Genomic DNA, 26707 nt, shown 5'->3' on the forward strand with positions numbered 1-26707 from the left:
ACCATGTTCGACATACCAAGCAGCTAATCAGTCATGTAACAGCGAATCAAGTTGATTTTCTTTTACGGAAGTTAATCCCGCCTATTCCTAGAGAAACAAGGATAATGATAAGCGATATTTGATCCGTCAAGGTTAAATGTTCATGAAGGAATAACATTCCCAGAATGACCCCGACAAGGGGAACCAAGTAATTGTTGAGCGAAGCAAATATAGGACCAGATTTATTGATAAGCAGATTGTAGAGCATATATACAATACCTGCGTGAAAAACACCAAGAATGACGAGGGCAAGCCACTGCGAATAACTTAAAATTACTTCCATGGGACTTTCAAATATAAAAGCCAAAGGAATCAATAGAACGGCGGCAATTAACAACACATTCCTCATGGCTATTAATGGTGAGATAGAGGGCAATCGGTTTATTAAGATTAACGAACCGGCAAAGCTAAACGCAGCCCCTAGAATAGCTAATATCCTATATATGTCGTGACTCACTGATGTAAATGAGATATCCGGCGCAATGAGTATTAGTAATCCAATAAATCCACATAAAACACTTATCCACTTTAAGGCGTTTATTTTTTCCTTCGGTACAAAAATCGCTGTCAACAGAATAGTGAAAATAGGAATCGTCCCCATGAGAATGGATGACAGACTGCTGCTGATCCGTTGTTGCCCCCACCCGATTAAGAAAAATGGAATCACCGCTTCCAACAACGCAATCCAAAAATAGGATAACCACTGTTTTTTAGATGTTTTGGGCTGGTTATGGCTTGGGCGATCTTTAACGAATAAAGATAATATACCTAAAGTAGCTGCTCCAAAAAGTGCCTTATATGCAGCCAATGTAAGTGGTTGTATGTCATCGACAACGATTTTAACGAAGAAAAATTGAGAACCCCAGATAACTCCTATAACGAGTAATAAGATATAATTTGTCCAACGCATAGATAATCCTCCTGCTTGAGTTGCATCTATTATTCTCTCCGCACGTCAGGCTTAACCTTCTTGAAATTAACATTGGTACCGATGACTCCGCCGATGATTATAATTGCTCCAATGATATGAAAATATCGAAGCTGCTCATTTAGGAATAACACCCCGGCAGCCATGGTTATTAAAGTAGCTAAATTACTGAAGACACTCATTTGTGAGGCCTTCATGATCGATAGTGCATAATTGGATAGCAACGCTGTTCCCAGAGAAGAAAGAACTCCTAAATATATAATGGAAAGCAAAAAGTCAGTGTTAGTAAAGGGTTGAAAAAAATGGGGTAATGTATTTGACGTCTGATGTTGAACAAGTGCAGCGAAATTAAAAACAATAAAACCGATCAGCAGCATGACATAGGTGAGATCGTACAAGGAGTATTTCCTGGTAAGCTTGCTCGCGAGCACATTGTAACCAGATGCCGATAAGGCCGATAGGAGAATAAGAATAGAGCCTAGAAAGCTTGAGCCTGCCAGATCGAAGCCCTTCATTGCAAAAATATAGATAACTCCTGCTGTTGATAGGAAGGTAGCCAGTTTTTGTTGAAGAGACGAAGTCTCTTTTAATAAAATTGCGGCTAACACTAAAGTGAAAACAGGAACGCTGGCTTGAATAATTCCTGCTTCAGAGGAAGAAGAATAAGAAAGCCCGAAGGCTTGAAATGCAAAAAAACATGCAGGATAAAGGACAGCCAGCGGCAATATGGAAACCATATCCTTCAGCTTCATCGTGATTTTGATTTTTCCCAGCACGAGTGGGATAGAGGCTGCAAGTAAGGATAGTGTGAACCGATGAGCTAACGTATCGATCGGACTGGCAGCGGTCAGAGCTACTTTTGTAAACATGAATGATAATCCAATAATCAAAGCGTATAGAAACGCCGCGGCATATGCCTTTTTTGATGTTGACATTGCAAACCCTCCGATGTTGTCGTTTGTTTATATCGTCATTGTAAGAGTCAATGCACACTGTTACAATGTGAAAAAACAACAACTGTACCGGTACAGAAGGGTGAAGATCATGTTTAAGTTTAATGAGATTTCCTACGATTTGGAGCAAGCTATTAAATCCTCGACATACAAAGAAGGCGAGAAGCTTCCATCTATTCGTGCTCTATGTAATCAGTATCATTGTAATAAGAGCACAGTGATTCAGGCGCTACAGGAGCTTGAGAAAAGGCATGTCATCTACTCAGTTCCACGGAGTGGGTATTATGTATTAAAGAAATCATTTCAGCCATTAGACGAAAAAAAGAACGTGTATGATTTTGCGACTTCCGCCCCCGATTGGAACGAGTTTCCTTATGCTGACTTTCAACACTGTATCCTTAAAGCCATAGATGCGTACCAGCAAGAATTGTTTATCTATGGTACGTCCAAAGGTTTACCATCTCTGCTTAAGGTGGTTCAAAGACAGCTGGAGAATGATCAAGTATTCGCAAAAGAAGAGCATATTATGGTCACATCCGGTGTACAACAGGCGCTATTTATTTTGCAGTCGATTCCTTTTCCGAATCAGAGAAGGAAAATACTCGTTGAGCAGCCGGGATACCATCTTCTAATCGATTACATTAATCAATATGGACTCGAAGCTATTGGAATTGCGCGATCGGCTCAGGGCATTGACTTGAACCGGCTTGAACAGATCTTTCAACAGGAAGACATTAAATTTTTTTATTCGATGCCTCGATTTCATAATCCACTAGGAACGTCTTATTCGAAAGAAGAAAAGATAGAGATTGTAAGGCTTGCGGAGAAATATGATGTATACATTGTTGAGGATGACTTTTTGGCGGACTTTGATCGGGATACAAAAAGAGACCCGCTCTATGCCTATGACAGACATGAACGGGTCATCTATCTAAAGAGCTACTCCAAAATTATGTTCCCAGGGCTTCGGGTCGGTATTGCGGTTGTACCCCCTGCGCTGTTGCAAGCATTTCATCAATATAAGAAATATATCGATATTGACAGCCCTATGATTTCGCAAGCGGCTTTAGAAATTTATATGAAAAGTGGAATGTTCGATCATCATAAATTTAGAATTCAAACTTCTTATATCAAGCGTTCCCAAGCGTTGAATGATGCAATACAACAATTTATTGGAGAATCACTGCCGGGCGTTGTCTCTGTCCATCAACCGACACAGGTCATGCATACACACATTGCACTGGATAAACAGGTAAATCTTAATCAACTTGTATTACATGCCAAGAAAAGAAACGTGGCAATTGAAACAGCTGATCGAAATTATTTAACAGAGTTCCCAAGAGAGAAGATTCTCAAGCTTAACGTATCCAATATTTCGGCAGAACTGATCGGCGAAGGAATGGAAAAGGTAGCAGAAGCTATAAAAGCCAGTGTAAATCGGTGAAGGGCTTGCGCAAGAGATGAAATGTAGCGCTTTAACGATGTTATCCGAGCCTGGACACCGAATCAGCGTACCGCTTGGGCGAGATGCCCTCTGCACGTTTGAAAAGCTTGCTGAAATAATAAAGATCGGGTATGCCAATCTGCTCTGCAACTTGCCGGACGTTCCATTTTCTCCGTCGCAATAATCGCTTCGCCTCGTCTATGCGCAGGCGCAATAAATACTCAGAGATAGACTGGCCCGTCGCCTGTCGGAAAATCGTACCGAAATATTTAGGCGTTAGCGAAGCCCTCTTTGCCAGTATGCCGGCGCTGATCGGTTCGACGAAATGTTCTTCCATATAGGAGATCGCGTTAAGCACCAATTCCGCATGCGAATGATCGATTCTAACCCCTTCCTTGGTCATTAATTCACGATGGATGAGACCGATCAACCTTAGCATCGTCGCTTTGAGCCATAGCCAAGAATCCATTCTCGATTCTTCGAATCCGGTGCAAAGCTCACGAAACACTTCGTAGAACTGCTGAACTTCGATAGGCTGCAGCTTCTCTGGAATATCTAGCTCGGCAACTTCCACGGTAGGTCGCTGCCCCAGCCAGCTCTCGGAATCCGTCTCCGCATGATCTCCTTTCTTGCCCAAGTAAACCGAATAAGGGGAGAAATCCATTCCTTCCCCTAGAAAAACGAAATCAAAGTGTACGGCGAAGCATTGCATCGGCATATCGTCCCCGACCGTCATCTCGTTCTCAAGATGCGGCCGAATATGCACGAGATCCCCTCCACGAATCGAATAAGTGCGATTCTCGATTCGGACCGTCCCACTTCCCTTCACGACGTAAATGAGCTCGTGATCGTAAATAAAGCGCCTGGGTACTTGGCACCCTGCCGGCAGTTCGACCTCATGCACGTAACGTACGTAAGGAGAAATCGTTCGGTAATCTACCCGCAACAACTCGCTCATGATCTCCTCCGCGAAAGATTCGACTTTTTTACAAATATCACGGAAATCCCTCCATCGCCATTCGTGGTCCACCTTATTATAATACAGTCAAAGACATACACAAGGAGGAACTAGAGGATGAGTACATCAATGAAAACGCAAACGCCAATTACGCAAGAACACATCGACTTTTATCAGGAAAATGGGTTTGTAAAGGTGGTTGGCATGCTGACACCAGGGGAATTGGCAGAACTGCGAGTCTATCTAGAGGAAGCGATGCAATCCGAAGGAGAAAATTCCAAAACTACAGATCAGATTGGTGGTTCGTATTACCGTGTTCTGAATCAGAAGGTCAACTTATGGCGCTATCACGCCGGAATGGGAAAGTACAGCTTTCACCCCCGTTTCGCACAATCCGCCTTGGAACTGACAGGTGCTAGCGGCATTCGATTCTTCCACGATCACGGTCTATGGAAGATGCCAGAGGATTCTAAAGCGACACCCTGGCACCAAGATACGCCGTACTGGCCGGTCAACGATGCCCAAGCGGGAATGATGTCAATCTGGATCACGCTCGACGACGTGGACGTTAACAATGGGTGTATGGCATTCGTCCCGAAATCCCACAATTTTGGTAAGTTGACCGGAATCGACTTCCTTAATCCGCAAAACATATTCGATTATGTGGAAGGCGGAAAAGAAGAGAAACAGAAACCCGTCATCGTGCCTCTCAAAGCCGGCAGTTGTACGTTCCACAATGGCTTGACCTTTCACTACGCACACTCAAACGTGACGGATAAACCGCGACGCGTTCTGGCGATTATTTTCATGCCGGACGGCATCACATACAACGGCAAGGAACATATGGTCACGGATGGCCTGGGTTTCGTTGCCGGACAACCGATCACAGGTCCGCGTTTCCCCTTGTTGGCCAAATCCGAAGAATAGCCTCGTCTGTTGAACGTCTAATTCGACGAATTGCTGTTCCCTATTTGAAACTTGGGAACAGCATTTTTGTGATCATTTCCGTTGATGATATAATATATCAGTCGCAGGCTTAGCGAGACCAAGCGAGACATATGCGTTTAGTTTTTTTACTAACGGTATCCATTCGGTTATCGATAATAATCCTAGAAGGTCAGGGAGGAAGAAATGAAAAGCCATATTCAGAGAGGAATTACCGGTTTTACGACCATGGATAATATAAGAGTCCCACTTGATCGACAAAGCTTTGTAAGCTTTATTCATGCCGTTGTGAAAGGGAAGGTGGAGTGGGAGGATATTGATCTCGTGGGTAAGAACTACTACTGGTTCCTAGTCTCGACCAACGGGCAGCAATTAAGCTTCTTCTTGAATGCTTATTATCCCCTTGCGGCTATCCGAATAGAATCGCCCAAGAGTGAATTTGGATATTTGAAGGCCATGGAGCTGGAGGAGCAATTTCCTAGTCTGGGGCTGTTCCAATATCAAGTATTGAGTCGTGAAGAGCTTGATGAAGAGTTGTTGGTGGAAGAGATCGAACAACTAGATGAAGTAGAGAAAAAGCAGGCAGAGTACTGGAAACCGAGGACGATCGAGGAAATCATATTCAATAATTGGGATTGAGCGGGTTGTGTCGAATTTGAAGAATATGACCTTACAAAAGGGCAGTACTTGTACCTTGTGCGAATATGTGAAAACCCAGGAATCATTCAAGAACGCTGAAATATTGAAATCACGAAGCTACTTCATCATATACATCGCAAATACAACTGCACTAAGTCGATAGCGAGTCTGTAAAATAGATAGGTTAACAGCGCATCGTTCACTGCAATTAAGATTTATAAATGAAGGGTTGATCTATCAACTCATGCAATGAGGCTGACACAGAGAGTCTAAGTAGACCTTCTGAGTCAGCCTTGTTGAATGTGTCTATCTTATTTATCCTAGGTATGGAATCGCGGGAGTTCCTCGGATTCCTAGATCCGCACAGAAGATTCCACCAGCGTGAGGTTGTTTAGCAAGCTCATCTTCACTGAGCCCGATACGAGCTGTACTAATGTATAGTTTGTCTAGATTTGGACCGCCGAAAGTGCATGATGTCACCTGAGAAGCAGGAACGGGAATGGAGGCTAACTGTTGTCCGGTGAATGGATTCCATCTTGTTACACACCAACCGCCCCAGTGAGCAACCCAGATCATCCCTTCCGAGTCGATCGTCATTCCGTCAGGGAAACCTGGATATGAAATCTCCACCGCAACTCTTCGCTCGCTAATTGCACCGGTTTCAATTTCATAGTCAAACGCTACGACCTGCTGCGTGGGTGTGTCGATATAATACATGATTTTATTATCCGAAGACCAGGCTAGTCCGTTTGAAATACTAACTTCTGATAAGAGAGGTTTTACCGAATGATCAGTGTCCAAGCAGTATAAAGCCCCTTTTGAAGGCTTGTCTTTCATCGACATCGTTCCCGCCAAAAATCGTCCAGCGGGATCGCATTTGCCATCGTTAAAACGATTATCAGTAAGAGCTTCCTCCATTTCCGCGAGTAATGAGATTTCGTTCGTATCCGGATCAAAGGTATGAAATCCATTTTGCAAGGTTATAACTAAGCCACCCGAAAGTCTTGGAACAACTGAACTGACATAAGGCGTACACTCAATGGTTTTGTCAGATTCAGGTTCATTGGGGTAGTGAATATGAAGTTTTTGTCCTAAAATATCAACCCAATATAGACAACCTTTAACGGTATCCCAAACAGGTCCTTCAGCTAAAGCCGCCTTCGCATCGCACACCAACTTGAGGTTCATCGTTGAATCCTGCATGTAAATATCCCCGCTTTCATTCATTTATTCAAAGTTTAGTCTTCGATCAACATAGCACGATTAAAGTTGGATTCTCAAGGGGAGTTAACAAAAAAAGCTGGCCCGTAGATAACGACGGGGCCAGCTTTTTCAGTACTTGTTCTCAGGCTTCAGTAGTCTTAAGTTCTGTCCTTTTAGCTTGCACATCTTCCTCTTTTGATTGGCCGGTACGTTTAATGAAGAAGGAGAGCAGTAAGCCGACGATCCCAATTGCGATGATGACCATATAAGCGTCATTGATCCCTTGGATAGTGGCTTCCGAAATCATATGCTCCTTAGTGGTGCTACTGGAACCGGCTGAAGTCATCATATTCTGCATGTGAGTTTGGGTACGACTAATCATTACAGTAACTAGCAACGATGTGCCAACGGCTCCTGCTACTTGTCTAATGGTATTAGAAATCGCCGTGCCGTGCGTATTTAACCTGTTAGGCAATTGATTCAAGCCTGCGGTTTGGATAGGCATGAGAAGTAAAGCCATTCCGATGCGTCGACCCGTAGACATGAGAACTAGGTACGTATAGCTAGTCGAATCTGATAAGTCGACAAAGCCTATAGTCGTGACAGTCGTAATTAACAAGCCGATTATGGCTAGCCATTTCGCTCCGAACATATCGAACAACTTTCCGGCAACCGGCATCAGGAAGCCCATCACAAGCGCACCAGGTAATAGCAATAATCCCGATTCCAGGGCGGTATAGCCCCGAACGTTCTGGAGATACAGTGGAAGCAGCATCATATCCGCATACATCACCATTGTTACCGCGATATTGATTAGGGTAGTTAAGGAGAACATGTTGTATTTGAAAACCCTAAGATCTAGAAGTGGATTGTGGGACGATAGCTGCCGCCAAGTGAATAAGCCAAGAGCAACGACTCCGGCACTAATTGACGCGAGGACCTCCATGCTCGACCAGCCTTGGCTGCCGGCGCGGCTGAACCCGAAGAGTAGTGTGCCGAAACCAACAGTAGATAGGACGACACTAAGCATATCGATTTTCGGGAATTCTCTTTCCGAAACGTTTTTGAGATAAATATGAGCTAAAATGATTACCGCTACAATGAACGGGAGCATTCCGTAGAACATCAATTCCCAAGCGAAATTTTCCATAATATAACCGGCAAGAGTAGGACCGATTGCGGGTGCGAAAATAATAGCGAATCCGACCATGCCCATTGCTGCTCCCCGCTTATTCGGAGGGAATAGCGTTAGAATCACATTCATCAGCAAAGGCATAATAATGCCTGCGCCGGCTGCTTGAATGAGGCGTCCAGTCAGTAGGACGGGGAATCCGGTTGCGATGGCCGACGTGAGAGTTCCGGCAAGAAAAATAATCATAGACGTTTGAAAAAGCTCTCTTGTCGTAAAGCGCTGCATCAAGAAGGCGGTAATTGGAATGAGGACACCATTGACCAACATATATCCGGTAGTCAGCCATTGGGCCGTAGTCGCAGAAATATCAAAATCGATCATAAGCTCCGGAATGGCAACGGTCATGACGGTCTGATTCAACGTCGCCAGAAAGGCACCCAAAATCATAATGAACAAGATCGGTCCTTTTTTAATGGTACTTGTGTTTCCTGTCAAACTGTTACTCAAACTACTTCATCCTTTCAAGTTTGCGATGTACTTAATTTACACAGTGTAATATAATAAACGCAGCATTTAATAGATTCTATACAGATTTATTCAATTTGCAATTTACATTTTATTGAAAAATGTAAATTTGTTTACGATTAATGTGATTTATGTAGCGCAAGTTGAGGATATTCGACGTTTTTGAGAAAAAATGTAATGCAAGAAGATAATGGAGGAACAAAACGAGATGAATCATTCCACTACACGAACGGATCCCCGAATTGTTCGTACGCGCCGATTGCTAAGAGATGCTTTAGTCGAATTACTCGAGGAAATGGACGTCGAGAAAATATCGGTCAATCGTCTCGCTGAGCGAGCTACAATAAACAGAGTCACGTTTTACCTCCATTATCGGGATATCCCGGATATGATGGATAAGATGGCGGGCGATATGATCGAGGATATTTCTTCGATTCTTTATGCACCGGACTCGAAGCTATGCAACGACAAGGAGATAGAGTGGCCACTATTGGTAAAGTTGCTTGAACATATCGCCGAGCATTCCCGGTTCTATAAAGTTATTCTTGCTACGAATAGAACAACGGTATTTACCGATCGTTTGTTAAAGCTTCTGATGAAGCTAATCACCGAAAACATGGAGCGTACGAGCGACGCTCAATTGGACGAGTTAGGCATTAAACGGGAAATTACCATCTGGTACGGTTCGTCTGCCTTGATCGGCACGATCGTCACGTGGCTTCGCAAAGAAATGCCTTACACACCACTTTTTATGGCCAAACAAATTTCCTTGATGCGACATTATTTCCATAAGGAGTCGTGAAAGTGATACCAATAAGGGGTAAAATCTAATTATCATTTTCAACATAAATGTCTATTGTTATCGACATGATAGACAATGTCAGTCGATTTCATTTAAGAAGTACAGAAGCTAGCATTAACCAAGTTGACATCGCACCTGAATTCTTTCTATAATTTTATTGTACAACTGTTCATTAACTATTTGGAGGGATCTGTTATGCGTTTAGAAGGTAAAGTCGCGGTCGTAACCGGCGCCGCATCGGGCATGGGCAAAGCGATTGCTGAGTTATATGCAAAAGAAGGAGCTAAAGTCATTGTCTCGGACTTGAACATCGAAGGTGCGGAAGCGGTTGTTGCTGAGATTCGTACTAACGGCGGCGATGCCATTGCGGTAAAAACGAATGTTGCCGACTTGAATGATATTAACGCCATGATCGACACAGCCGTTAATGAATACGGAACACTTGATATTTTAGTCAACAACGCCGGAATTATGGATAACATGGCAGCTGTAGGCGACGTGAACGACGATAAATGGGATCTCATCTTTGACGTGAATACGAAAGGCGTCATGCGCGCCATTCGTAAAGCGATTCCAATCTTCTTGGAAAAAGGAAAAGGCGTCATTATCAATACAGCGTCGACGGGTGGATTTAGCGGGGCACATGCGGGCGCAGCGTATACGGCTTCCAAACATGCAGTTATCGGCATCACTAAAAACACGGGATTCATGTACGCACAAAAAGGCATTCGCTGCAATGCGATCGCGCCGGGTGCGACGATGACAAACATTGCTTCGACGATTACCAACGTAAATGAGTTTGGTGCGTCACGAACAAAGGTTACACAAGGCGTTATTCCTCGCGTTGGTCAAGCGGAAGAAATCGCGCAAGTGGCATTGTTCTTAGCTTCCGATGAATCCAGTTTCGTTAACGGAGCGGTTATCGCTGCGGACGGCGGTTGGACGGCAGGCTTCTAAAGTAGCTTTCAGCTTCGTATTAACAAATAGATGTTCGACTAAAAAGGTGACGAGAAGTTCCGACTTCTTGTTACCTTTTTACATTTCGCAGATCGCGTTATATAATACATTTCGTATATTAGCACGGCTTAACAAGCGAGGAAGAGATAGAATGAATGAAAACGATTTAAGGGTTATCAACACGAAAAAAGCCCTGCACCAAGCGCTCTTGACGTTATTGAAAACCAAATCACTCGAATCGATCACCGTGTCTACTCTTTGCCGCGAAGCGGTCGTAAGTAGAGGCGCCTTTTACATGCATTTCAAGGATATTGGGGCTTTATTCGATGAGCATATCCATAATTTGCTGAAGGATTTGGAGGACTCGTATTACGAGCCTTATCGGCACGTGGAGCATTTAGTTCCGAGCCATCTCGACCCTTCGACGATTCGGATCTTTCATCACGTAAAGAAATACCAGTCGTTTTATGAGATCGTGTTTGATAAGAAATCGACGCTGTCTTATTATTATTCGTTGTTCGCGAAGATTAAGAGCTTAATGCAGGAATACTCTTCGGGTTATACAATCGATGAGAGAAATATTTCTTTGCTGGTCGCATACCAGGCTAACGCGATCATGGGCATGCTTATCGAATGGAACGAGGTCGGCTTTGCCCATAGCCCGGAATACATGAACGAGCAGCTTTCCTATTTGTTAAGAATGCAGGAGTAGGATGTGACAATGTTGATTCTTATACCGGTTTATTTTAAGCACATCGTTACAAAATAAACGGGTTCAATTTCGCATCCTCACGATTCTCACATCCTTTCAGCTCCCAATTATGCCATCACTCTATCGACTACAGTCCTCACTTACCCATCCATTCTTCATTCTTCATCCCTTTTCCCTATTCCCCATTCGCCATCCCAATCCATTTCAATTCCATTCCCCAACCCCACCAAACCAAAGATGCTCGTCAAAAGACGAAAGAAGGTTTTGCTTGGATAAGGAGAGAAATAGGAAGGTGTAACAATCACCTTTTTCATAATAAAGGGAAAGCTATACCTAAATGAGGCTTAAGGAGGAGTGGCGTGTGTCTAAGATTGTGCAAAGTGTTCCCTATGGCTACGAGCCACCAGTAGAGCGGGATAAGGGCACACTTATTTTCTATGATTCGTTCGAACATATAACGGATGAGGAACTGGATCTTGCGGCAGAGAGTGCGACTGCTCGCTCATTCGTGAAGCTTGTGATGTATCCGATTCATGAGGAAACGATGAGGAGGATGTCCAAGGAGCCGGTTAGTCCCTACTACAAGCGGGAAAAACGGCTATTCGAGTGGTTACGGGAAAAGGAGGATGAGAGGATTACGTTAGACGGATGGGAAGGGAAGCGGAAAAAATATACGCCAATTGATTCCGCCTTACGTCATTTGACGGAGACGCTTCCTGCCCCACATTTTCTATTCGTTACGCCAAAGATAGCAAACGTATTCGCTTCTTTTACGTCCTTCGAGGATTGGATTGTCAAAATTCGATTGCTGTTATTATCGGAGCCGGCAACGCTCCATCCGAGGCTAGAGCAATATGGAAGCCGGTGGAGTGTGGTGGATAATCCATCACTCTAAGAGTGAATCCAATTTTTTGAAAAGCAAAATAGACCAGAAGGTTTTTAATATATACTCTTACTTAAAATGGGAAATATTTATAAAAGTTGATACCTGCTTCCAATTGTGGTATCCTAAACTAAATGAGGCATCTCGCGCCAGAGCGAGGTGTCTTCATTCGTTGTATGGGGCTTTTTACATTAAATGGGTAAGGTGGTGATGCTATGTTTTCTGTCTTATTCCCCGATAGGGGACAAGCTTTGTACAAGGTTGATCGTAGGAATGTACAAATCATGATATGGGGAGAGAATAATAATAATGGCTACCAAAACTCGTGGAAATGTGTTGCTAGGACTTCATGCAAAGGGTAGAGGGGAATGCCCTCGCTGCGCAAGAACAGGAATAAAGCTGCTTTATGATGGATCACTCATTGACGGAACAGCAACGAAAGTATGTAAATTTTGTCGACCGAAGAAGCAACTGACGATAGCAACTGGAGAATGACCGCAATTCAAAAGGGGTGCAGCTAGAGATGGCAAGTTTTTATCGGAGTAAGCAAAATGCGGAAGCAGTGAACTTGATTGACACGCAAATCTGGATATGCTCCAATCAGAGCTGTAAATGTTGGCTAAGAGATGAGTATTCTTTTTCGCAGAAGCCAATTTGTCCAATGTGTCAATCCAGCATGATCAATCAGACTAAAGCATTGCCGCAGATTGTTAAAGCAAATGTATATTAATATATTAATAGGAAGAGATCGAAAAACACAGAACCCGGGATCCCCTGGATTCTGTGTTTTTGCATGTTATGCAGAAGCTCGAAATGTATCTTGATAAACCAGTGAGTACTCGAGAACCACGTAACTTTTATCGGAATGAACAAGAATGTGATAATTGTGTGAGCAATGGATTATGGTGTCAGTAATTACGTGGGCTTACTGCTGTTCGCCCCATTGACACCAAATAGGGATATGACTATAATAAGTTGGTGCATTGAGAACTATTATCATTAACGTTCGACTACATATATAAAAAGACGTAAGGGGGCATTCCGAATGAGCACGACAAGCCGACATGGTACTAGGGCTCTTATGAAGACGGTTTGTTCGTTCATTCTGATCGGGGCTCTGTTCATGATTCTGGTCTCATCTCCTTATAAGGCAATGGCTGCGACTGCTGATGATGCTATAGGAACAGCACTTGTTCATACGGAAGAGATGGTTAAAAGCTTACAATCAGGAAACCTAGAGCAATCCTCTGAAGCATTTCGTTTAATTAAAAAATGGTGGAATACAAACAAGAAGGTCGTCAAACAAAACTCGCTCGATATGTCGTTAGAGATTGATCGTCAAATCGCGAGTCTTTCCTTGGCGTTTCTAAATAAAGAGCTGCAGCAAGCAACGGATGAAGCAGGTGCACTGCAATTCTCGTTGCGTAATTATTCAGACGGGGCTTATGTCGATAATGCTGGGAATCAGCAGATGACGTTAAGCGCATACGTCATGAAGCTTAGACAAGCAAGCGAACTAATGAAGCGCCAAGCTTGGTCAGAAGCGCAAACCGAAGTGAAGCTGCTACAACGTCAATGGTTGTCTGTTGAGGGAGATATCGTTAGCCAATCCCAGACTGTCTATAATCATTCGGAGCGGGATCTTGTATTGATGGATGCCTATTTGTCTAGCTCCGATAAACAAGATCAAGCTGAGCCAATTGTAGAGCGGATGATTGTATCCTTAACACCGCTCATCGATGCGCAATATTCTTGGTGGGATGCGGCTCTGATTCCACTTCGAGAAGGACTCGAGGCGCTTCTAGTCGTAGGAACCTTACTGATGTATGCCAAGAAGTCTGACTCCAAGGCGGCTAGACGCTGGGTTATCGGGGGCTCATCGGTTGGTGCGCTCGTATGTATTGCTGTTGGTTTTGTTGTTGCTTTCCTACTCTCGTCAAGCGCATTTGGTCACAACAACTCGTTGATTAACGGCTGGACTGGTGTGTTAGCAAGCGTGTTGCTGCTATATGTAAGTTACTGGCTGCATCGGAACTCTGACGTTAAACGCTGGAATCAGTTCCTGCAATCGAAGAGTACCCAAGCCTTAACGAGTGGCAGAATGATATCTTTAGCGCTGCTAGCTTTCTTTGCAATCGTACGCGAGGGATTAGAAACTGTTATTTTCCTCGTTGGAATGGTTGGGAAGATGCCGGGTGCTGAATTGGCAGGAGGTATTGCGGCGGGCTTCGGAATACTCGCGGTCTGTGCAGTAGTGATGATCAAGTTAGGCACAAGATTACCCATACGCCCGGTATTTCTCGTTTCAAGTATTATTGTATTCTATCTATGCTTTAAGTTCATGGGCTCTGGCATACATAGTTTGCAGATGGCGGGAGTTATCCCTTCTACAATTGAAGAGTATTTACCTGAGCAACTGAGCATCAGTTTATATCCTTCTTGGTACAGCACGCTACCACAATTACTCTTTGTGATGATTGCCGTTGCGGTAGTCATTGTTCAGAGAGCGAAGAAGAAGAGAGTAAGTAAGGAAATCAATATGATTACAGCAACCAAAATGAAATTAATGGGGGAATAACAATGAGTAAGCAGAAAAAAATTGCAGGATTGTTTATTGCAGCAACATTGGTTCTTAGTGCATGTGGGAAAGAAAATAATAGTGCACCAGTAGCGTCTAGTGAAGCGAGTCAAAGCGAAGCTCCATCAGGAGATAAGGGAGTCATTCAGCAAGGCACGATTAAGCTTCAGGAAGAAACTAAGAAGCTGCAAGACGCGATTGAGAAAAAGGATTTGGAAGAGGTTAAGCGCCTAGGTAAGACCATTAATGATGCTTGGTTAGCCTTTGAGAACAATGTACGTCAAGTATTTCCACTCGAATATACGGAAGTTGAGAAATACGAAATGCCTATCTTCTCGGCTTCAGCTTATGATAAAGTAGACTTTGATGCTTTGAAAATAACGGCTGAGAAGCTTCAAGTTGCACTAACGACTTTGCTTAATGCGAAAGAAACGACAGCTAGCACATCTGAGATTTTGACGAAGGCAGTAGCTAACTACAAAGTTTATGTTGAGGAACAAGCTACGAATCTAGTAAACCAGACTAAAGTGTTCGTGGATGCTGTTAAAGCCGGAAATTCAGATCAGGCGAAGCTTGAATATCCGAAAGCTCGTGTATTTTTTGAGAATATCGAACCGATTGCCGAGAGCTTCGGAGATCTGGATCCAAGAATCGATGCGCGTCTTGCCGATGCAGAGGATGAGAGCACTTGGGGCGGATTCCACCGAATTGAGAAAGCGCTATGGCTGGACAACTCTTTAGAGGGTATGGACGCTTATGGCGATCAGTTGGTTAAAGATACAGAGGAATTATTGCAAAAGGTGAAAACGATAGAGCTGGAGCCGAAAGCAATGGTTGCAGGAGCTATGGAGCTATTGAACGAAGCGGCAATATCCAAAATTACGGGTGAAGAGGAGCTCTACTCTCATACTGATTTGGTTGATTTCGCAGCCAACGTAGATGGATCTAAGACGGTTTACTTAGCAATTATTCCGGCACTTAACGAAAAAAACCCGGATCTCGCGAATCAATTGGATAAGCAATTCCAAGTGCTTGAGGAGACGCTTCGTGGTCATCAAACCAATGGAATATTTGTAACGTATGACAAACTGACGACAGAGCAAATCCGCCTGATCAGTGACCAAATTAGCCAGTTGTCCAACTTAATGTCTCAAACTGCAAGTATCCTCTAGTCATTAGAGAAGGGGAGTAGGTAATGGACTCCAACAATAAGAAAGATCAGATATCTCGACGGGATTTTCTTAAAATCTCTGCTTCAGTCGGTGTTGGTTTAGCGATTGGGGCGTCGGGAATGGCTGCGATTGAGAATATAGTGTCTCCTTCCAGCAAGTCGACTTCAACTACGGATAACGGTAAGCTTATGGATGAGAGCATACCGATGTATGGTGAGCACCAAGCTGGTATTATCACTCCACAGCAAACGTACATGTATCTTGCTAGCTTTCGCATTACGGCTACGGATCGAGAAGCGGTCATTCGTGTGTTACGCGATTGGACGAAGTTCAGCCATTTAAGTGTCGCGGGTGGAACGATGAGAACGGGAGATAATCCGATGCTCCCACCCTCCGATACGGGAGAAACGCTGGATCTTTTAGCTTCGAGATTGACGGTGACCTTCGGATTCGGACCCACTTTCTTTATGAAGGACGGTAAGGATCGATTCGGTATCGCTAACAAGATGCCTCTTCATTTGAAGGATATCCCTCGAATGCCACGCGATTATCTCGATCCGTCCTTGTCGGGTGGAGATGTATGTATCCAAGTGTGCGCGGAGGATCAGCAAGTTGCGTTCCATGCGCTGCGGAACTTTATTCGTCTCTCTTCAGGATCAGTCACGTTGAATTGGCTGCAGGAGGGCTTCATCAGTGGTGGAGCTGCAGGCCAAACACCACGTAACCTGTTCGGCTTTAAGGATGGTACGGCGAATGTCCTACATCAGACTTCAGATGGCTACAAGGATGTTGTGTGGGTGGGCGAGGATGAGCCATCATGGATGCAAGGTGGTACTTACTTAGCTTATCGGAAGGTTCGCATGCTTCTTGAGGTATGGGATCGATCGTCTATGACGGATCAGGAGGATACATTCGGCCGACATAAGGAGTCAGGGGCTGCTTATGGAATGAAGGATGAATTTGACAAACCCGATCCTTCGCAAATGCCGATAGATGCACATGTTCGTCTCGCTAAGGAATCGAAGCAGCTGATTCATCGAAGAGGCTATTCCTACACGGAAGGCGTCGATCCGCTTACGGGGAACGTGAACGCAGGGCTGCTATTTATTAGTTATCAGAGGAATCCTGAAGAGCAGCTCATCCCGATGCTTAAGCTAATGCAAAGCAAAGACGCACTTAACGCCTATGCCACTCATGTCGCCAGCGCCATGTTTGCTTGTCCAGGTGGCTTACGAGAAGGACAATATATTGGTCAAAATATAATGGAATCCTAATCTTCTATCGAAAAGTATAAAAGCAGCTCGCAAATCGCGTAGCTGCTTTTTATTTTGTATTGGCGAATGAGCCTGTTATCGACTTCTCCATAGAGTGAACACGGACAACTCGGGCACGCAGCCTATTCGGATCGGAATCCGGGTTGTTCCAATGCCCCGATTTACGTATAGCCTATAGGGACGGTCATCATAGGATCTTTTCTTAATCTGATACATTCCGCTAATATACTTCTTACCTAGTGGAGTTTTAATCAATGCTCCAACCCAAGGTAGAGTGACTTGACCACCGTGGCTATGCCCGGATAGCTGAAGGTCTATCGGGTATCGAACAAGACGATCAGCAATATCAGGCTCATGTGCGAGTAGCAGATGAAAGCCATCACCATTCCGTACGGAAAAGGTAGAGTTTGCATTTGGTTTTCCGTTAACGTAATCGTCCAAGCCAGCGACTGTAATATATTCACCGTTAGGAAGCGTAATTCTATCGACTTCATTAATGAGCACTTTGAATCCTGCGTGACTAAGGTGTGACCCGGAATTTCGGGCTTTTCTTGTATAGCCGAAATCATGGTTTCCGTATACAGCATATTTGCCTAGCGATGCATTGATTTGTGCAAGGATCATCGTTGGGTCGTAGCTCTTGGCGATATCCTTGTACCGTGCATCGAATAGGTCACCCGTAAAAACGACGATATCAGGGTGAAGAGAGTTAATATGTAAAATAAGTTGCTTCAGATGCTCAAGGGAGTATTGGGGCCCGATATGAGTATCGCTGAACTGTACAATGGTCTTACCATGAAATCCTTCTGGAAGTGCTGTTGAATGGACGTCATGTCGAGTAATGGATAATCGTCTTCGCTCTATGAATATTCCATAAGCACCAACTAATGCAATTATGAATAGTAACACTACGAATAGGGTTAAGGGCAAGGTGGATCATCCTTTCTCACTTCATAATAATTTAACACGTTTACGTGCGCAGTTAAAGAATGTGTGGTCAAGCCTGAAGTAAATGTGATATTCATCACAGCCCCTTTTCAATCATACGTGCTTTAATGAAAGAACATCTCGGGGACAGAGGAGTTAAGACATGCAAAAACAATTTGGCATCGTTAAGAAAATGGTCGTCGGTATTACAGTTTCTTCAACAGTTACCTATGCGACAAGCGCCTTTTTTTTACTCGTTCTTAAGGATATGTTCACTTTCGTTCCTGGATGGCTATTTGTTCTTCTAACGCTCTTACTCGGTGTGTTCTGGACCGGGCTATTTGGATATTTCGCAGCAAGATGGCTTTTGAGGCCACTGCTTGCATTAACAACTGCAGCTCAGGAGGCAGCAACTGGAAATCTTGGTGTTAAGGTTGTAGCGCGTCCTTCTAATGATGAGATGCAAGCCCTTGGGGAAGCTTTCGAGCAAATGTTAGGCCAATTAAAAATAATTATTGCAGGAATTAAGGATAATTCACGACTTACAGACTCGCATGTTAAGGAGTTGCAGCAAGCGATCGGTCAAGCGACAGGACAGATTGAGCAAATGACGAACGAAACGGAAGCCATCACTTCTGGTACACAGTCACAAGCTGATTCAGCGGATCGTTTGCATCAAGATGCGGAAGCACTTTCAGCGGCTGCAGATCGGATGAGTGAGGAAGCTTCTCACGCACGGGAACGTGCAGGGCACATGAACCGAGCGGCTAAGCAAAGTGAAGAAGTGTTCCAGTCCTTGGTGGGGGGCATGTATCAGTTGTCAGAGCTTAATCGGGAAGCGATGAATGTCGTGGCAAGGTTGAGTACGCATGCAAATGAAATCGGATCGATCTCCAATGTTGTCGGGGAAATTGCCGACCAGACTCACCTGCTTGCCCTGAATGCTTCGATTGAAGCGGCACGGGCTGGAGAAGAGGGAAGAGGCTTCGAGGTTGTCGCTCAAGCAGTCAAAGCTCTTGCGGATGAAAGTGCGGTTTCTGTCAAAAATATTCGTGGACTTATCAAACAAATTCAAAATGAAGTGACTCATGCTGTAGGTCATATTCGTTCGCAATATGAGGTATCTCAGCGGGAAGCGATGAAAGGCGAAGAGTTCGCAACGGCATTCCATGAGGTTAACGAGGAAGCTCAGCTAGTTGTTGGAATCGTGGAATCGATGGCTGGAGATCTGACTTTGCAGGCGAAACAAGCTACAGAGCAATTAAACGAAGCACGGCAAGTCGCGCAAGTCGCGGAGAAAATACGCTTAGGTGCGCAACAGGTATTCGCTGCCTCTCAGGAGCAGACTGCAGTAATGCAAGAAATATCTGCTTCAACTGATTCTTTACGTGCGAAATCGACGGAGTTACGGAGCAAAGTGGATTATTTTCGCTCATAAGTGACGGATATCATTAATTAGAACGCCTTTGCTATATAATATAGCGAGGCGTTTTTTTCTTCTTATAATGCTTTAATAAAATAAATTATGAATCTACAGTCAAAGTGGGAGTGTGTAGGAATGAAGGCTTTAATCGTCATTGATTATACCGTTGATTTTGTAGTCGGGAATTTGCCTGTGGGCCAGCCTGGAATCGAAATCGAAGCTCGAATAGTAGAATTAACGGAACGGTTTGCGGTTAATGGAGATTATATCGTTTTGGCTGTTGACCTTCATGAAGAAGAAGATGTGAATCATCCAGAAACAAAGCTGTTCCCCGCACACAACATTAGGAATACGGAAGGTAGACAGCTGTATGGGAAACTAGGAGAATGGTACTCCGTTCATGAACAGGCAGCCAATTGGATGGATAAAACGAGGTACAGTGCGTTTTGTGGCACTGATCTAGAGCTGAAACTCCGCGAGCGGGGCATTCAGGAAGTTCATTTGGTCGGGGTGTGCACCGATATCTGTGTATTGCATACGGCAGTAGATGCTTATAATAAAGGATTCCAAACCTATATCCATGAAGACGCAGTCGCCAGCTTTAATCCAATAGGTCATGAATGGGCAATGGGTCACTTTGAGAAAGTTCTTGGAGCGACGGTCGTGAGTCATTTTCAGTAACTTAAGCTCGCGAAGGGAGTCTATATCGATCAGATGAATCATACAAACTTAACGCTACATACGGACAAGTATCAGATCAACATGATGTACGCCCATTGGAAAAAGGGCACCCTGAACGATAAATTTGTATTCGAGGCGTATTTCCGTAAGCTTCCTTTTGGTAATGGATATGCTGTATTTGCTGGATTGGAGCGCATCGTTGAATATATTCAAGGATTAGCCTTCGGTGAAGCGGAGATAAAATACTTGCAAGAGCAAGAAGAGAACTATGAGACGGGTTTTCTGACAGAGCTTAGAAGCTTTAAGTTTACGGGGAATTTGCATGCAATGAGAGAGGGAACGCTGGCTTTTCCGAATGAGCCTCTCATCCGAGTAGAAGCAAGGGTGTTCGAAGCTCAGCTTATTGAGACTGCATTGCTTAATTTTATGAATTATCAAACGCTAGTCGCAACTAAAGCTTCAAGGATAAAGCTTGTTGCACCGCATGAACTATTATTGGAATTTGGAACAAGACGTGCACAGGAAGCAGATGCAGCGGTATGGGGAGCAAGGGCGACTTATATCGTAGGATTCCATGCCACCTCGAATATGCGAGCAGGTATGATGTTCGGCATTCCGACTTCGGGCACTCATGCTCATTCCTGGATACAAGGCCACGATACGGAAGAAGACGCCTTTCGGCAGTATGCGGAGGCATTACCCGACCATGTCACTCTCCTTGTGGACACTTATAATACGCTTAAGAGTGGAGTTCCGAATGCGATCAAGATCGCGAAAGGATTGGAGCAGCAGGGAAAACGTCTTAAGGCAATTAGATTAGACAGTGGTGATCTCGCTTACCTGTCGAAGCGTGCGCGTGTCATGCTAGATGAAGCGGGCTATCCAGATGTGCAAATTGTAGCTTCTAACGATTTGGATGAGAATATTATCGCGGAGCTTAAAGCCCAAGGTGCCAAAATCGATGTATGGGGAGTAGGCACACAATTAATTACGGCTTTCGATCAACCTTCTTTAGGGGGAGTATACAAGCTAGTTGCCCGTGAGAAAGATGGGGATCTCGTACCCGTCATCAAAATTTCCGGAAATCCCGAGAAAATATCGAATCCAGGTATTAAAGAGGTATACCGAATTGTTAGCAAGCAGACCGGAATGGCAGAAGCGGACTATATATGCTTACCTGAGGAAGAGGATATACAGCGGGTACAACCGATCAAGCTAGTCGACCCTCTTCATCCACATCTATATAAATTCGTTGAAAGCTATGACGCGATTCCATTATTGCTGCCTATTTTCGTGCAAGGCAAACTGGTTTTTGAGCTGCCTAAGCTGGATGACATTCGTACCTATCATCAAGATCAGCTGGCGTTGTTTTGGCCTGAGCATCTGCGAAAGCTAAATCCACAAATGTATCGCATAAATTTCAGTAGTATGATCTCAGAACTGAAAACTAATCTGCTTAAAGAGCATCAGCAGTAGAAGGTGTGGACAGGAGGTAAGTTGAAAGTACTAGGTCCAGAGTGGTAAAATATAAGGATAAGTTCTATTTTTCTACATTTTACGACATCAAATGAAAGCAGGATGACCGCCGTGGGTAACATTAGAGTGGTGACAGATTCGACTGTTGATCTGTCCGATGACATCATACAAGAATACGGCATTGAAGTTGTCCCATTATCGTTAAGTATAGATAATGAAACTTATTTGGATCGTGTGGATATTACCCCAACTGAATTTATTAGCAAGATGAAGCAAGCAAGTGAGCTTCCGAAGAGCTCACAGCCTCCAGCAGGTGCGTTCCTTGAGCTGTACGATCGGTTAGGTAGCGATGGTAGTGAAGTCATCTCTATTCATATGACCGGTGGAATGAGCGGTACGGTTCGTTCTGCTGAAATGGGCGCAGAGATGTCCGATACGAAGGTTACGGTTGTGGACTCTCGCTATATTTCCAAAGCACTCTCCTTCCAAGTCATCGAAGCTGCGACTATGGCCAAGGCAGGCAGAAGTATGGACGCTATCGTAGCCAGACTTAATGAGATTCGATTGCAGACCAAGCTTTTTGTCGTCGTCGATACGTTGGACAACCTCGTTAAAGGCGGTCGAATTGGTAAAGGCAAAGCGTGGATTGGCTCCTTGTTGAAGATCAAAATCATCGCTTCTCTGGACGGTGGAGAATACACTCCGGTTGCGAAGGTTCGAAGCCGTGCGCATGTCGTTACCCATCTGGCGAAGCAATTTGCCGAGGATGTGAAGGGGAAAGCAATCAAAGGTGTTGGGCTAGTTCATGCCGAAGGTCATGAAATGGCTTCCAAGCTGAAGGAAACGATTAAAGAATTAACCGGATATGACCGGATTAGTATTGAGGATACGACGCCCATTATAAGTACACATACCGGTGTTGGCGCGATAGGCTTTATGTATTACTTCGAGTGATTCCAAGTGATTGGTCGCATGCCATAATTAAATAGCTATATTGCCTTAGGGTGCCTTAAATGCATGTAGTATGCATATATAGGTTAAAAGGGAAGCCGGTATGAATCCGGCACGGTCCCGCCACTGTGAAATAGGGAATAACCTATCAGTCAGATGACCTGCCCCAAGGGAAGTAGACGAATTCCTTCGCGGATAAGGATACGGCTCACTTGGGATGTTTATCTTTAGTGGTTGGACTATTATTCCCGTGTTTGCTGAAGCTCTGTCCGTATTATAAGGACGGAGCTTTTTTCGGTTAAATAGAATTGATTGTTATGGAGAGGGAGCGTTAATATGAATGCGAATTATGCTCGGGATATGGAAAGCATGTTGGGGTCCATTATCCCCTTGGATCAGAAAGCAATGGATGATGCACAACATAGGTTGGATAGCTTGACTAAGCCGCAAGGGAGCTTGGGTAAGCTTGAAGCTGTGGCGAAGCAAGCGGCAGGAATTACAGGAGAAAGCATACCGGATCTGTCACGCAAAGCAGTTATCGTGATGGCAGGGGATCATGGGGTATGCGAAGAAGGAATTAGTGCATTCCCGGCAGAAGTGACACCGCAAATGGTACTTAACTTCTTAGAAGGCGGAGCAGCTGTTAATGTGCTAGCTCGCCATGCAGGAGCCGATGTCATGTGCGTTGACATCGGTGTGAATGCAGACCTTGAGCACCCTTTGCTAGTGGCGCGCAAGGTCCGCAAAGGCACGGCAAACATCGCCCAAGGAGCGGCGATGTCACACGAAGAAGCGGTGGCGGCTATCCGCGTCGGTTACGACCTTGTGGCGGAGTTATCCGCCAAGGGGACCCGCGTGTTCGCCACCGGCGAAATGGGCATCGGCAATACGACGCCGAGTGCCGCAATTTTGATTGCTCTGGCGGGGATCTCGCCAGAGGAAGCAGTTGGCCGCGGCACCGGCATAGACGATGCGCGCCTGTTGCATAAGCAGCGCGTCATCGAACGCGCGCTGCAGGTCAATGCCGCCGACCCGGCGGATGCTCTTGACGTCCTCGCGAAGCTTGGAGGACTGGAAATCGCCGGCCTCGTCGGCGTTATTCTGGGCGCGGCTGCGCATCGCGCGATCGTCGTCATCGATGGGTTCATCTCATCGGCCGCAGCTCTCATAGCCAGCCGCCTTGCGCCGCTGTCGGTATCCTATATGATGGGATCTCATATGTCGCTTGAATTGGGACATAGTCGGATGCTTGAATCTATTGGTCTAGCTCCGATGATTCATATGGATATGCGGCTAGGTGAAGGGACAGGAGCGGTTCTGTGCTTCCACTTTATTGATGCAGCGAGCAAGATTATGCGGGAAATGGCGACGTTCGAGAGTGCGGGTGTGTCGAAAGAGTGATGAACATAGCAGATACTTTAGTTAAAAGCCCTGCTCGAACATTGATGATTCAAGGAACCGCATCGGATGTAGGCAAAAGTATTCTTACTGCTGCTTTGTGCCGTATTCTAGTTCAGGATGGTTTGTCAGTGGCTCCATTTAAATCGCAAAACATGTCTTTAAATAGCTATGTTACACTGGACGGTAAAGAGATTGGTCGGGCTCAAGGCATGCAAGCCGATGCTTGCGGCATCGTGGCTACAACCGATATGAATCCTATCTTGCTTAAGCCAACAACGGATCGCGCTTCTCAGGTTGTTGTGCATGGCAAGCCTTATCGAACGATGGATGCGTTCAGTTATCGGAATGAATATTTGGCTGAAGCTGGGCTGATCGTGAGAGAAGCATTGGATCGGTTGCGAATGGAATATGAGGTTATCCTTCTTGAGGGAGCCGGAAGCCCGGCGGAAATTAATCTCAAGGACCGGGATATCGTGAACATGCGGATGGCAAGATGGGCCGATGCACCTGTGATTCTCGTCGCGGATATCGATCGTGGGGGCGTGTTTGCGTCTATTGTAGGGACACTGGAATTACTTGAGCCTGACGAACGGGCACGAGTTAAAGGGTTTATCATTAATAAATTCAGGGGAGATGTCGCTCTATTGCAGCCGGGACTCGACTGGCTGGAGCAGAAGACGGGTAAGCCCGTCCTTGGCGTTATTCCCCATATCGATAGCTTAAGACTGGAGTCCGAGGACTCTTTATCTATTCTACAGCACTCGGCAAGCCGGAAAACAAATGAAGACCATCTGGATATCGTTGTTATCCGTTTTCCACGAGTGGCTAACTTCACGGATATCGATCCGCTCTATGCGGAGCAGGATACGACAGTTCGATATGTCACTCGTGTGGAGGAGTTTGGAAATCCGGATGCGGTCATTGTTCCTGGTAGCAAAAACACGGCGGAGGATCTACTGTTTCTCCGCGAGACGGGTCTTGATCTATTACTTCTGGATCATAGAAAACAGGGGGGGTGGCTCACTGGAATATGCGGAGGCTATCAGATGCTTGGAGAGCGGTTGCTGGACCCCGATGGAATCGAGTCCGCTCATCGTATTTTACCGGGCTTAGGTATTTTTCCAATGGAGACTGTGTTTGCTTCGGACAAGCGAACTGAACGCGTTGCTGGACACGCTCAAGGCTGGGATTCTCAAGTTGAAATGATCGAAGGCTATGAGATTCATATGGGCAGAACCTCTTTTACTAGGGATGTTGAGCATCCGATGAATATAGGTCATGTTAGAGAAACCGCGGAAACTCCATCGCTTCATCAGGAAGGAGCACGCTCCGAGGATGGCAAAGTGTGGGGAACGTATATTCATGGTATTTTGCATAATGATGCGTTTCGGCGCAATTGGTTGAATGCCATTCGTTCCTCCAAGGACTGGGCACCGCTCGCCAATGAGTTGAACTTTAACAAGCTGCGTGAAGCTGAATTTAACCGTTTAGCGGATCATGTGCGTAAGCATATGGATATGCAAAAGGTGTATGAGATCATGAATTCGAATGAGGAGATTGGTCTATGAGTGTGATGAACGGAAATCATAACAGTAGTAAGATGGAGCCCTTCGGACATGGGGGGGACATCTTAACAGCCTCTAGCTTCTTCGGGATCAACTCGCAGGATTGGCTTGATTATAGTGCAAACATTAACCCTCTTGGACCACCTAAACAAGTGATGGAAGCACTCCGTGAAGGGATCAGCGCCATTGTTAATTACCCTGATCCAGCCCATCGTCAGCTTAAGCAGATGATCGCAGATAAGCTAAGCGTTCATGTAAACCAACTACTTATCGGTAATGGTGCTGCGGAATGTATGGCGCTCGCCCTCTTAGGATTGGAAATCGAGAAAGTTGGCGTAGTTGCCCCTTGTTTCTCTGAATATGCGCAGTTAGCGCAGGATTTTGGCGCGGAAGTGGTCACAGTCGTTGGTCGAGAAGAGAATGGCTTTAATGCCAATCCTGACGATTTGCATGTATTATTGGAGCAAGTGGACCTTCTCTTTCTTGGTCATCCGAATAACCCGACAGGCCTCACTTATTCCCTAGAGCAGCTTCGTGAGATCGCCAATCGCGCGGAGCTCACATCCACATACCTGGTGTTAGACGAAGCCTTCATTGACTTCATCCCGCAGGAGCAGCGCGTTACGTTATTACCTGAGCTTAAGAGCTATCCTCATGTCATCCTCATCCATTCGATGACGAAATTTTATGCCATCCCAGGTTTACGGCTCGGTTATGCGGTTGCTGCTCCAGAACTGATTCAGAAGATGGGACGCAAGCAAGTCACATGGAGCGTCAATGGAATGGCGCTTCTAGCTGGACAAGCATGCCTCCAACCGGAAGTGGCCGCGTATGAAACGGAAACGCGCGAGCTTATCTCCAGGGAAAGAAGTTACCTGATCACTGAAATAACGAAGCGGCTTGGTTGGCAAGTGTGGTCTGGAGAAGCAAATTTTCTACTCATCAGATTGTCTGCACCATGGACAGCAAGTAAGTTGCAGCAAGCGTTAGGTCCGAAAGCGGTAATGGTTCGTAGCTGCGCGATGTATGAGGGACTGACGGAGAGAGATATTCGTATTGCTGTTCGCGACCGAGAGGACAATGAGCGTATTTTGCAAGCGTTCGAGGAAGTAGATCGCGATAAAGGGGAGCGGTGAAGG

The 26707-nt window shown here is 45.1% G+C and carries 25 protein-coding genes, 1 pseudogene and 1 riboswitch; of the genes and pseudogenes, 20 read left to right on the forward strand and 6 right to left on the reverse strand.

Features of this window, described 5'->3' with window-relative positions:
* Positions 1 to 46 precede the first annotated feature (46 nt).
* Both M1K58_RS02065 and M1K58_RS02070 read right to left on the reverse strand, forming a co-directional pair.
* Positions 47 to 949 carry a DMT family transporter gene (locus M1K58_RS02065; protein ID WP_256757001.1) on the reverse strand — a complete coding sequence of 301 codons (903 nt, stop codon included), beginning with the start codon at positions 947 to 949 and terminating at the stop codon, positions 47 to 49.
* A gap of 29 nt (positions 950 to 978) precedes the next feature.
* Positions 979 to 1902, reverse strand: coding sequence for a DMT family transporter (locus tag M1K58_RS02070; protein WP_256757002.1), 924 nt, complete (start codon positions 1900 to 1902; stop codon positions 979 to 981).
* Between the two features lie 109 nt (positions 1903 to 2011).
* On the opposite strand from M1K58_RS02070, the gene M1K58_RS02075 reads away from it, so the two are divergent.
* A complete protein-coding gene (locus M1K58_RS02075; protein WP_256757003.1) occupies positions 2012 to 3364 on the forward strand; it encodes an aminotransferase-like domain-containing protein in 1353 nt (450 codons plus the stop codon).
* Between the two features lie 40 nt (positions 3365 to 3404).
* On the opposite strand, the gene M1K58_RS02080 is transcribed toward M1K58_RS02075, so the two are convergent.
* Complete coding sequence (locus M1K58_RS02080; protein WP_256757004.1) at positions 3405 to 4322, reverse strand: AraC family transcriptional regulator; 918 nt, start codon at positions 4320 to 4322, stop codon at positions 3405 to 3407.
* A 117-nt stretch (positions 4323 to 4439) separates the two neighbouring features.
* Between M1K58_RS02080 and M1K58_RS02085 the strand changes: the two genes are divergently transcribed.
* The 3 genes and pseudogenes from M1K58_RS02085 to M1K58_RS02095 form a co-directional block, all read left to right on the forward strand.
* Positions 4440 to 5249, forward strand: coding sequence for a phytanoyl-CoA dioxygenase family protein (locus tag M1K58_RS02085; protein ID WP_256757005.1), 810 nt, complete (start codon positions 4440 to 4442; stop codon positions 5247 to 5249).
* A gap of 204 nt (positions 5250 to 5453) precedes the next feature.
* Positions 5454 to 5906: a hypothetical protein gene (locus tag M1K58_RS02090; protein ID WP_256757006.1), complete on the forward strand. Its 453-nt coding sequence runs from the start codon at positions 5454 to 5456 to the stop codon at positions 5904 to 5906.
* Between the two features lie 9 nt (positions 5907 to 5915).
* Positions 5916 to 6002: pseudogene (locus M1K58_RS02095) on the forward strand (MarR family transcriptional regulator); the annotation flags it as partial.
* A 219-nt stretch (positions 6003 to 6221) separates the two neighbouring features.
* Here M1K58_RS02095 and M1K58_RS02100 read toward each other — a convergent pair.
* The gene (locus tag M1K58_RS02100; RefSeq protein WP_256757007.1) at positions 6222 to 7109 is read right to left on the reverse strand and encodes an SMP-30/gluconolactonase/LRE family protein; all 888 of its coding nucleotides are present in this window, start codon (positions 7107 to 7109) and stop codon (positions 6222 to 6224) included.
* Positions 7110 to 7251: 142 nt separating this feature from the next.
* The gene (locus M1K58_RS02105) at positions 7252 to 8688 is read right to left on the reverse strand and encodes a DHA2 family efflux MFS transporter permease subunit (RefSeq protein ID WP_256758205.1); all 1437 of its coding nucleotides are present in this window, start codon (positions 8686 to 8688) and stop codon (positions 7252 to 7254) included.
* A 286-nt stretch (positions 8689 to 8974) separates the two neighbouring features.
* Here M1K58_RS02105 and M1K58_RS02110 point away from each other — a divergent pair, with 286 nt between their 5' ends.
* The 9 genes from M1K58_RS02110 to efeB all read left to right on the forward strand — a co-directional run bounded on the left by M1K58_RS02110 (position 8975) and on the right by efeB (position 17144).
* Complete coding sequence (locus tag M1K58_RS02110; RefSeq protein ID WP_256757008.1) at positions 8975 to 9568, forward strand: TetR/AcrR family transcriptional regulator; 594 nt, start codon at positions 8975 to 8977, stop codon at positions 9566 to 9568.
* A gap of 195 nt (positions 9569 to 9763) precedes the next feature.
* Positions 9764 to 10525 carry an SDR family oxidoreductase gene (locus M1K58_RS02115; protein ID WP_256757009.1) on the forward strand — a complete coding sequence of 254 codons (762 nt, stop codon included), beginning with the start codon at positions 9764 to 9766 and terminating at the stop codon, positions 10523 to 10525.
* Between the two features lie 151 nt (positions 10526 to 10676).
* Positions 10677 to 11237, forward strand: a complete 561-nt coding sequence (locus M1K58_RS02120) for a TetR/AcrR family transcriptional regulator (RefSeq protein ID WP_256757010.1) — start codon at positions 10677 to 10679, stop codon at positions 11235 to 11237.
* A gap of 361 nt (positions 11238 to 11598) precedes the next feature.
* Positions 11599 to 12132: a hypothetical protein gene (locus M1K58_RS02125; protein WP_256757011.1), complete on the forward strand. Its 534-nt coding sequence runs from the start codon at positions 11599 to 11601 to the stop codon at positions 12130 to 12132.
* 297 nt (positions 12133 to 12429) lie between these two features.
* The gene (locus M1K58_RS02130; protein WP_256757012.1) at positions 12430 to 12615 is read left to right on the forward strand and encodes a hypothetical protein; all 186 of its coding nucleotides are present in this window, start codon (positions 12430 to 12432) and stop codon (positions 12613 to 12615) included.
* 28 nt (positions 12616 to 12643) lie between these two features.
* Complete coding sequence (locus tag M1K58_RS29610; RefSeq protein WP_372339090.1) at positions 12644 to 12850, forward strand: cold-inducible protein YdjO-related protein; 207 nt, start codon at positions 12644 to 12646, stop codon at positions 12848 to 12850.
* A 315-nt stretch (positions 12851 to 13165) separates the two neighbouring features.
* Positions 13166 to 14698, forward strand: coding sequence for an FTR1 family iron permease (locus M1K58_RS02135; protein WP_256757013.1), 1533 nt, complete (start codon positions 13166 to 13168; stop codon positions 14696 to 14698).
* Positions 14699 to 14700: 2 nt separating this feature from the next.
* Positions 14701 to 15870 (forward strand): iron uptake system protein EfeO, encoded by a 1170-nt coding sequence (gene efeO, locus M1K58_RS02140; RefSeq protein ID WP_256757014.1) that lies wholly within the window; start codon positions 14701 to 14703, stop codon positions 15868 to 15870.
* Positions 15871 to 15893: 23 nt separating this feature from the next.
* On the forward strand, positions 15894 to 17144 hold the full coding sequence (efeB, locus tag M1K58_RS02145; RefSeq protein ID WP_256757015.1) for an iron uptake transporter deferrochelatase/peroxidase subunit: 1251 nt from the start codon (positions 15894 to 15896) through the stop codon (positions 17142 to 17144).
* Between the two features lie 75 nt (positions 17145 to 17219).
* Here efeB and M1K58_RS02150 read toward each other — a convergent pair whose 3' ends face one another.
* Positions 17220 to 18074: a metallophosphoesterase gene (locus M1K58_RS02150; RefSeq protein WP_256757016.1), complete on the reverse strand. Its 855-nt coding sequence runs from the start codon at positions 18072 to 18074 to the stop codon at positions 17220 to 17222.
* A gap of 160 nt (positions 18075 to 18234) precedes the next feature.
* Between M1K58_RS02150 and M1K58_RS02155 the strand changes: the two genes are divergently transcribed.
* From M1K58_RS02155 to cobD, 7 genes are all read left to right on the forward strand, one after another.
* Positions 18235 to 19509 carry a methyl-accepting chemotaxis protein gene (locus tag M1K58_RS02155; protein WP_256757017.1) on the forward strand — a complete coding sequence of 425 codons (1275 nt, stop codon included), beginning with the start codon at positions 18235 to 18237 and terminating at the stop codon, positions 19507 to 19509.
* A 120-nt stretch (positions 19510 to 19629) separates the two neighbouring features.
* Positions 19630 to 20175 (forward strand): cysteine hydrolase family protein, encoded by a 546-nt coding sequence (locus tag M1K58_RS02160; RefSeq protein ID WP_256757018.1) that lies wholly within the window; start codon positions 19630 to 19632, stop codon positions 20173 to 20175.
* Positions 20176 to 20208: 33 nt separating this feature from the next.
* Positions 20209 to 21651 carry a nicotinate phosphoribosyltransferase gene (locus M1K58_RS02165; protein ID WP_256757019.1) on the forward strand — a complete coding sequence of 481 codons (1443 nt, stop codon included), beginning with the start codon at positions 20209 to 20211 and terminating at the stop codon, positions 21649 to 21651.
* 111 nt (positions 21652 to 21762) lie between these two features.
* Positions 21763 to 22605 (forward strand): DegV family protein, encoded by an 843-nt coding sequence (locus tag M1K58_RS02170; RefSeq protein WP_256757020.1) that lies wholly within the window; start codon positions 21763 to 21765, stop codon positions 22603 to 22605.
* A gap of 31 nt (positions 22606 to 22636) precedes the next feature.
* A riboswitch (cobalamin riboswitch) is annotated at positions 22637 to 22785 on the forward strand.
* Between the two features lie 153 nt (positions 22786 to 22938).
* A complete protein-coding gene (gene cobT / locus M1K58_RS02175; protein ID WP_256758206.1) occupies positions 22939 to 24003 on the forward strand; it encodes a nicotinate-nucleotide--dimethylbenzimidazole phosphoribosyltransferase in 1065 nt (354 codons plus the stop codon).
* Entirely contained in the window at positions 24003 to 25571 is a 1569-nt protein-coding gene (locus M1K58_RS02180) for a cobyric acid synthase (RefSeq protein WP_256758207.1), read from the forward strand. The genes cobT and M1K58_RS02180 overlap by 1 nt, the downstream gene beginning before the upstream one ends.
* Complete coding sequence (gene cobD / locus M1K58_RS02185) at positions 25568 to 26704, forward strand: threonine-phosphate decarboxylase CobD (protein WP_256757021.1); 1137 nt, start codon at positions 25568 to 25570, stop codon at positions 26702 to 26704. The genes M1K58_RS02180 and cobD overlap by 4 nt, the downstream gene beginning before the upstream one ends.
* Positions 26705 to 26707 lie beyond the last annotated feature (3 nt).

The organism is Cohnella sp. WQ 127256 (genome assembly GCF_024519285.1).
Taxonomy (GTDB): domain Bacteria; phylum Bacillota; class Bacilli; order Paenibacillales; family Paenibacillaceae; genus Cohnella.

Coding starts and splice junctions, on each gene's coding strand:
- efeB (WP_256757015.1), top strand. CDS start 15,894: ATGGACTCCAACAATAAGAAAGATCAGATATCTCGACGGGATTTTCTT.
- M1K58_RS02100 (WP_256757007.1), bottom strand. CDS start 7,109: ATGCAGGATTCAACGATGAACCTCAAGTTGGTGTGCGATGCGAAGGCG.
- M1K58_RS02070 (WP_256757002.1), bottom strand. CDS start 1,902: ATGTCAACATCAAAAAAGGCATATGCCGCGGCGTTTCTATACGCTTTG.
- cobT (WP_256758206.1), top strand. CDS start 22,939: ATGAATGCGAATTATGCTCGGGATATGGAAAGCATGTTGGGGTCCATT.
- M1K58_RS02155 (WP_256757017.1), top strand. CDS start 18,235: ATGCAAAAACAATTTGGCATCGTTAAGAAAATGGTCGTCGGTATTACA.
- M1K58_RS02075 (WP_256757003.1), top strand. CDS start 2,012: ATGTTTAAGTTTAATGAGATTTCCTACGATTTGGAGCAAGCTATTAAA.
- M1K58_RS02080 (WP_256757004.1), bottom strand. CDS start 4,322: ATGAGCGAGTTGTTGCGGGTAGATTACCGAACGATTTCTCCTTACGTA.
- M1K58_RS02135 (WP_256757013.1), top strand. CDS start 13,166: ATGAGCACGACAAGCCGACATGGTACTAGGGCTCTTATGAAGACGGTT.
- M1K58_RS29610 (WP_372339090.1), top strand. CDS start 12,644: ATGGCAAGTTTTTATCGGAGTAAGCAAAATGCGGAAGCAGTGAACTTG.
- cobD (WP_256757021.1), top strand. CDS start 25,568: ATGAGTGTGATGAACGGAAATCATAACAGTAGTAAGATGGAGCCCTTC.
- M1K58_RS02120 (WP_256757010.1), top strand. CDS start 10,677: ATGAATGAAAACGATTTAAGGGTTATCAACACGAAAAAAGCCCTGCAC.
- M1K58_RS02085 (WP_256757005.1), top strand. CDS start 4,440: ATGAGTACATCAATGAAAACGCAAACGCCAATTACGCAAGAACACATC.
- M1K58_RS02160 (WP_256757018.1), top strand. CDS start 19,630: ATGAAGGCTTTAATCGTCATTGATTATACCGTTGATTTTGTAGTCGGG.
- M1K58_RS02115 (WP_256757009.1), top strand. CDS start 9,764: ATGCGTTTAGAAGGTAAAGTCGCGGTCGTAACCGGCGCCGCATCGGGC.
- M1K58_RS02105 (WP_256758205.1), bottom strand. CDS start 8,688: ATGATTTTGGGTGCCTTTCTGGCGACGTTGAATCAGACCGTCATGACC.
- M1K58_RS02165 (WP_256757019.1), top strand. CDS start 20,209: ATGAATCATACAAACTTAACGCTACATACGGACAAGTATCAGATCAAC.
- M1K58_RS02090 (WP_256757006.1), top strand. CDS start 5,454: ATGAAAAGCCATATTCAGAGAGGAATTACCGGTTTTACGACCATGGAT.
- M1K58_RS02065 (WP_256757001.1), bottom strand. CDS start 949: ATGCGTTGGACAAATTATATCTTATTACTCGTTATAGGAGTTATCTGG.
- M1K58_RS02110 (WP_256757008.1), top strand. CDS start 8,975: ATGAATCATTCCACTACACGAACGGATCCCCGAATTGTTCGTACGCGC.
- efeO (WP_256757014.1), top strand. CDS start 14,701: ATGAGTAAGCAGAAAAAAATTGCAGGATTGTTTATTGCAGCAACATTG.
- M1K58_RS02130 (WP_256757012.1), top strand. CDS start 12,430: ATGGCTACCAAAACTCGTGGAAATGTGTTGCTAGGACTTCATGCAAAG.
- M1K58_RS02180 (WP_256758207.1), top strand. CDS start 24,003: ATGAACATAGCAGATACTTTAGTTAAAAGCCCTGCTCGAACATTGATG.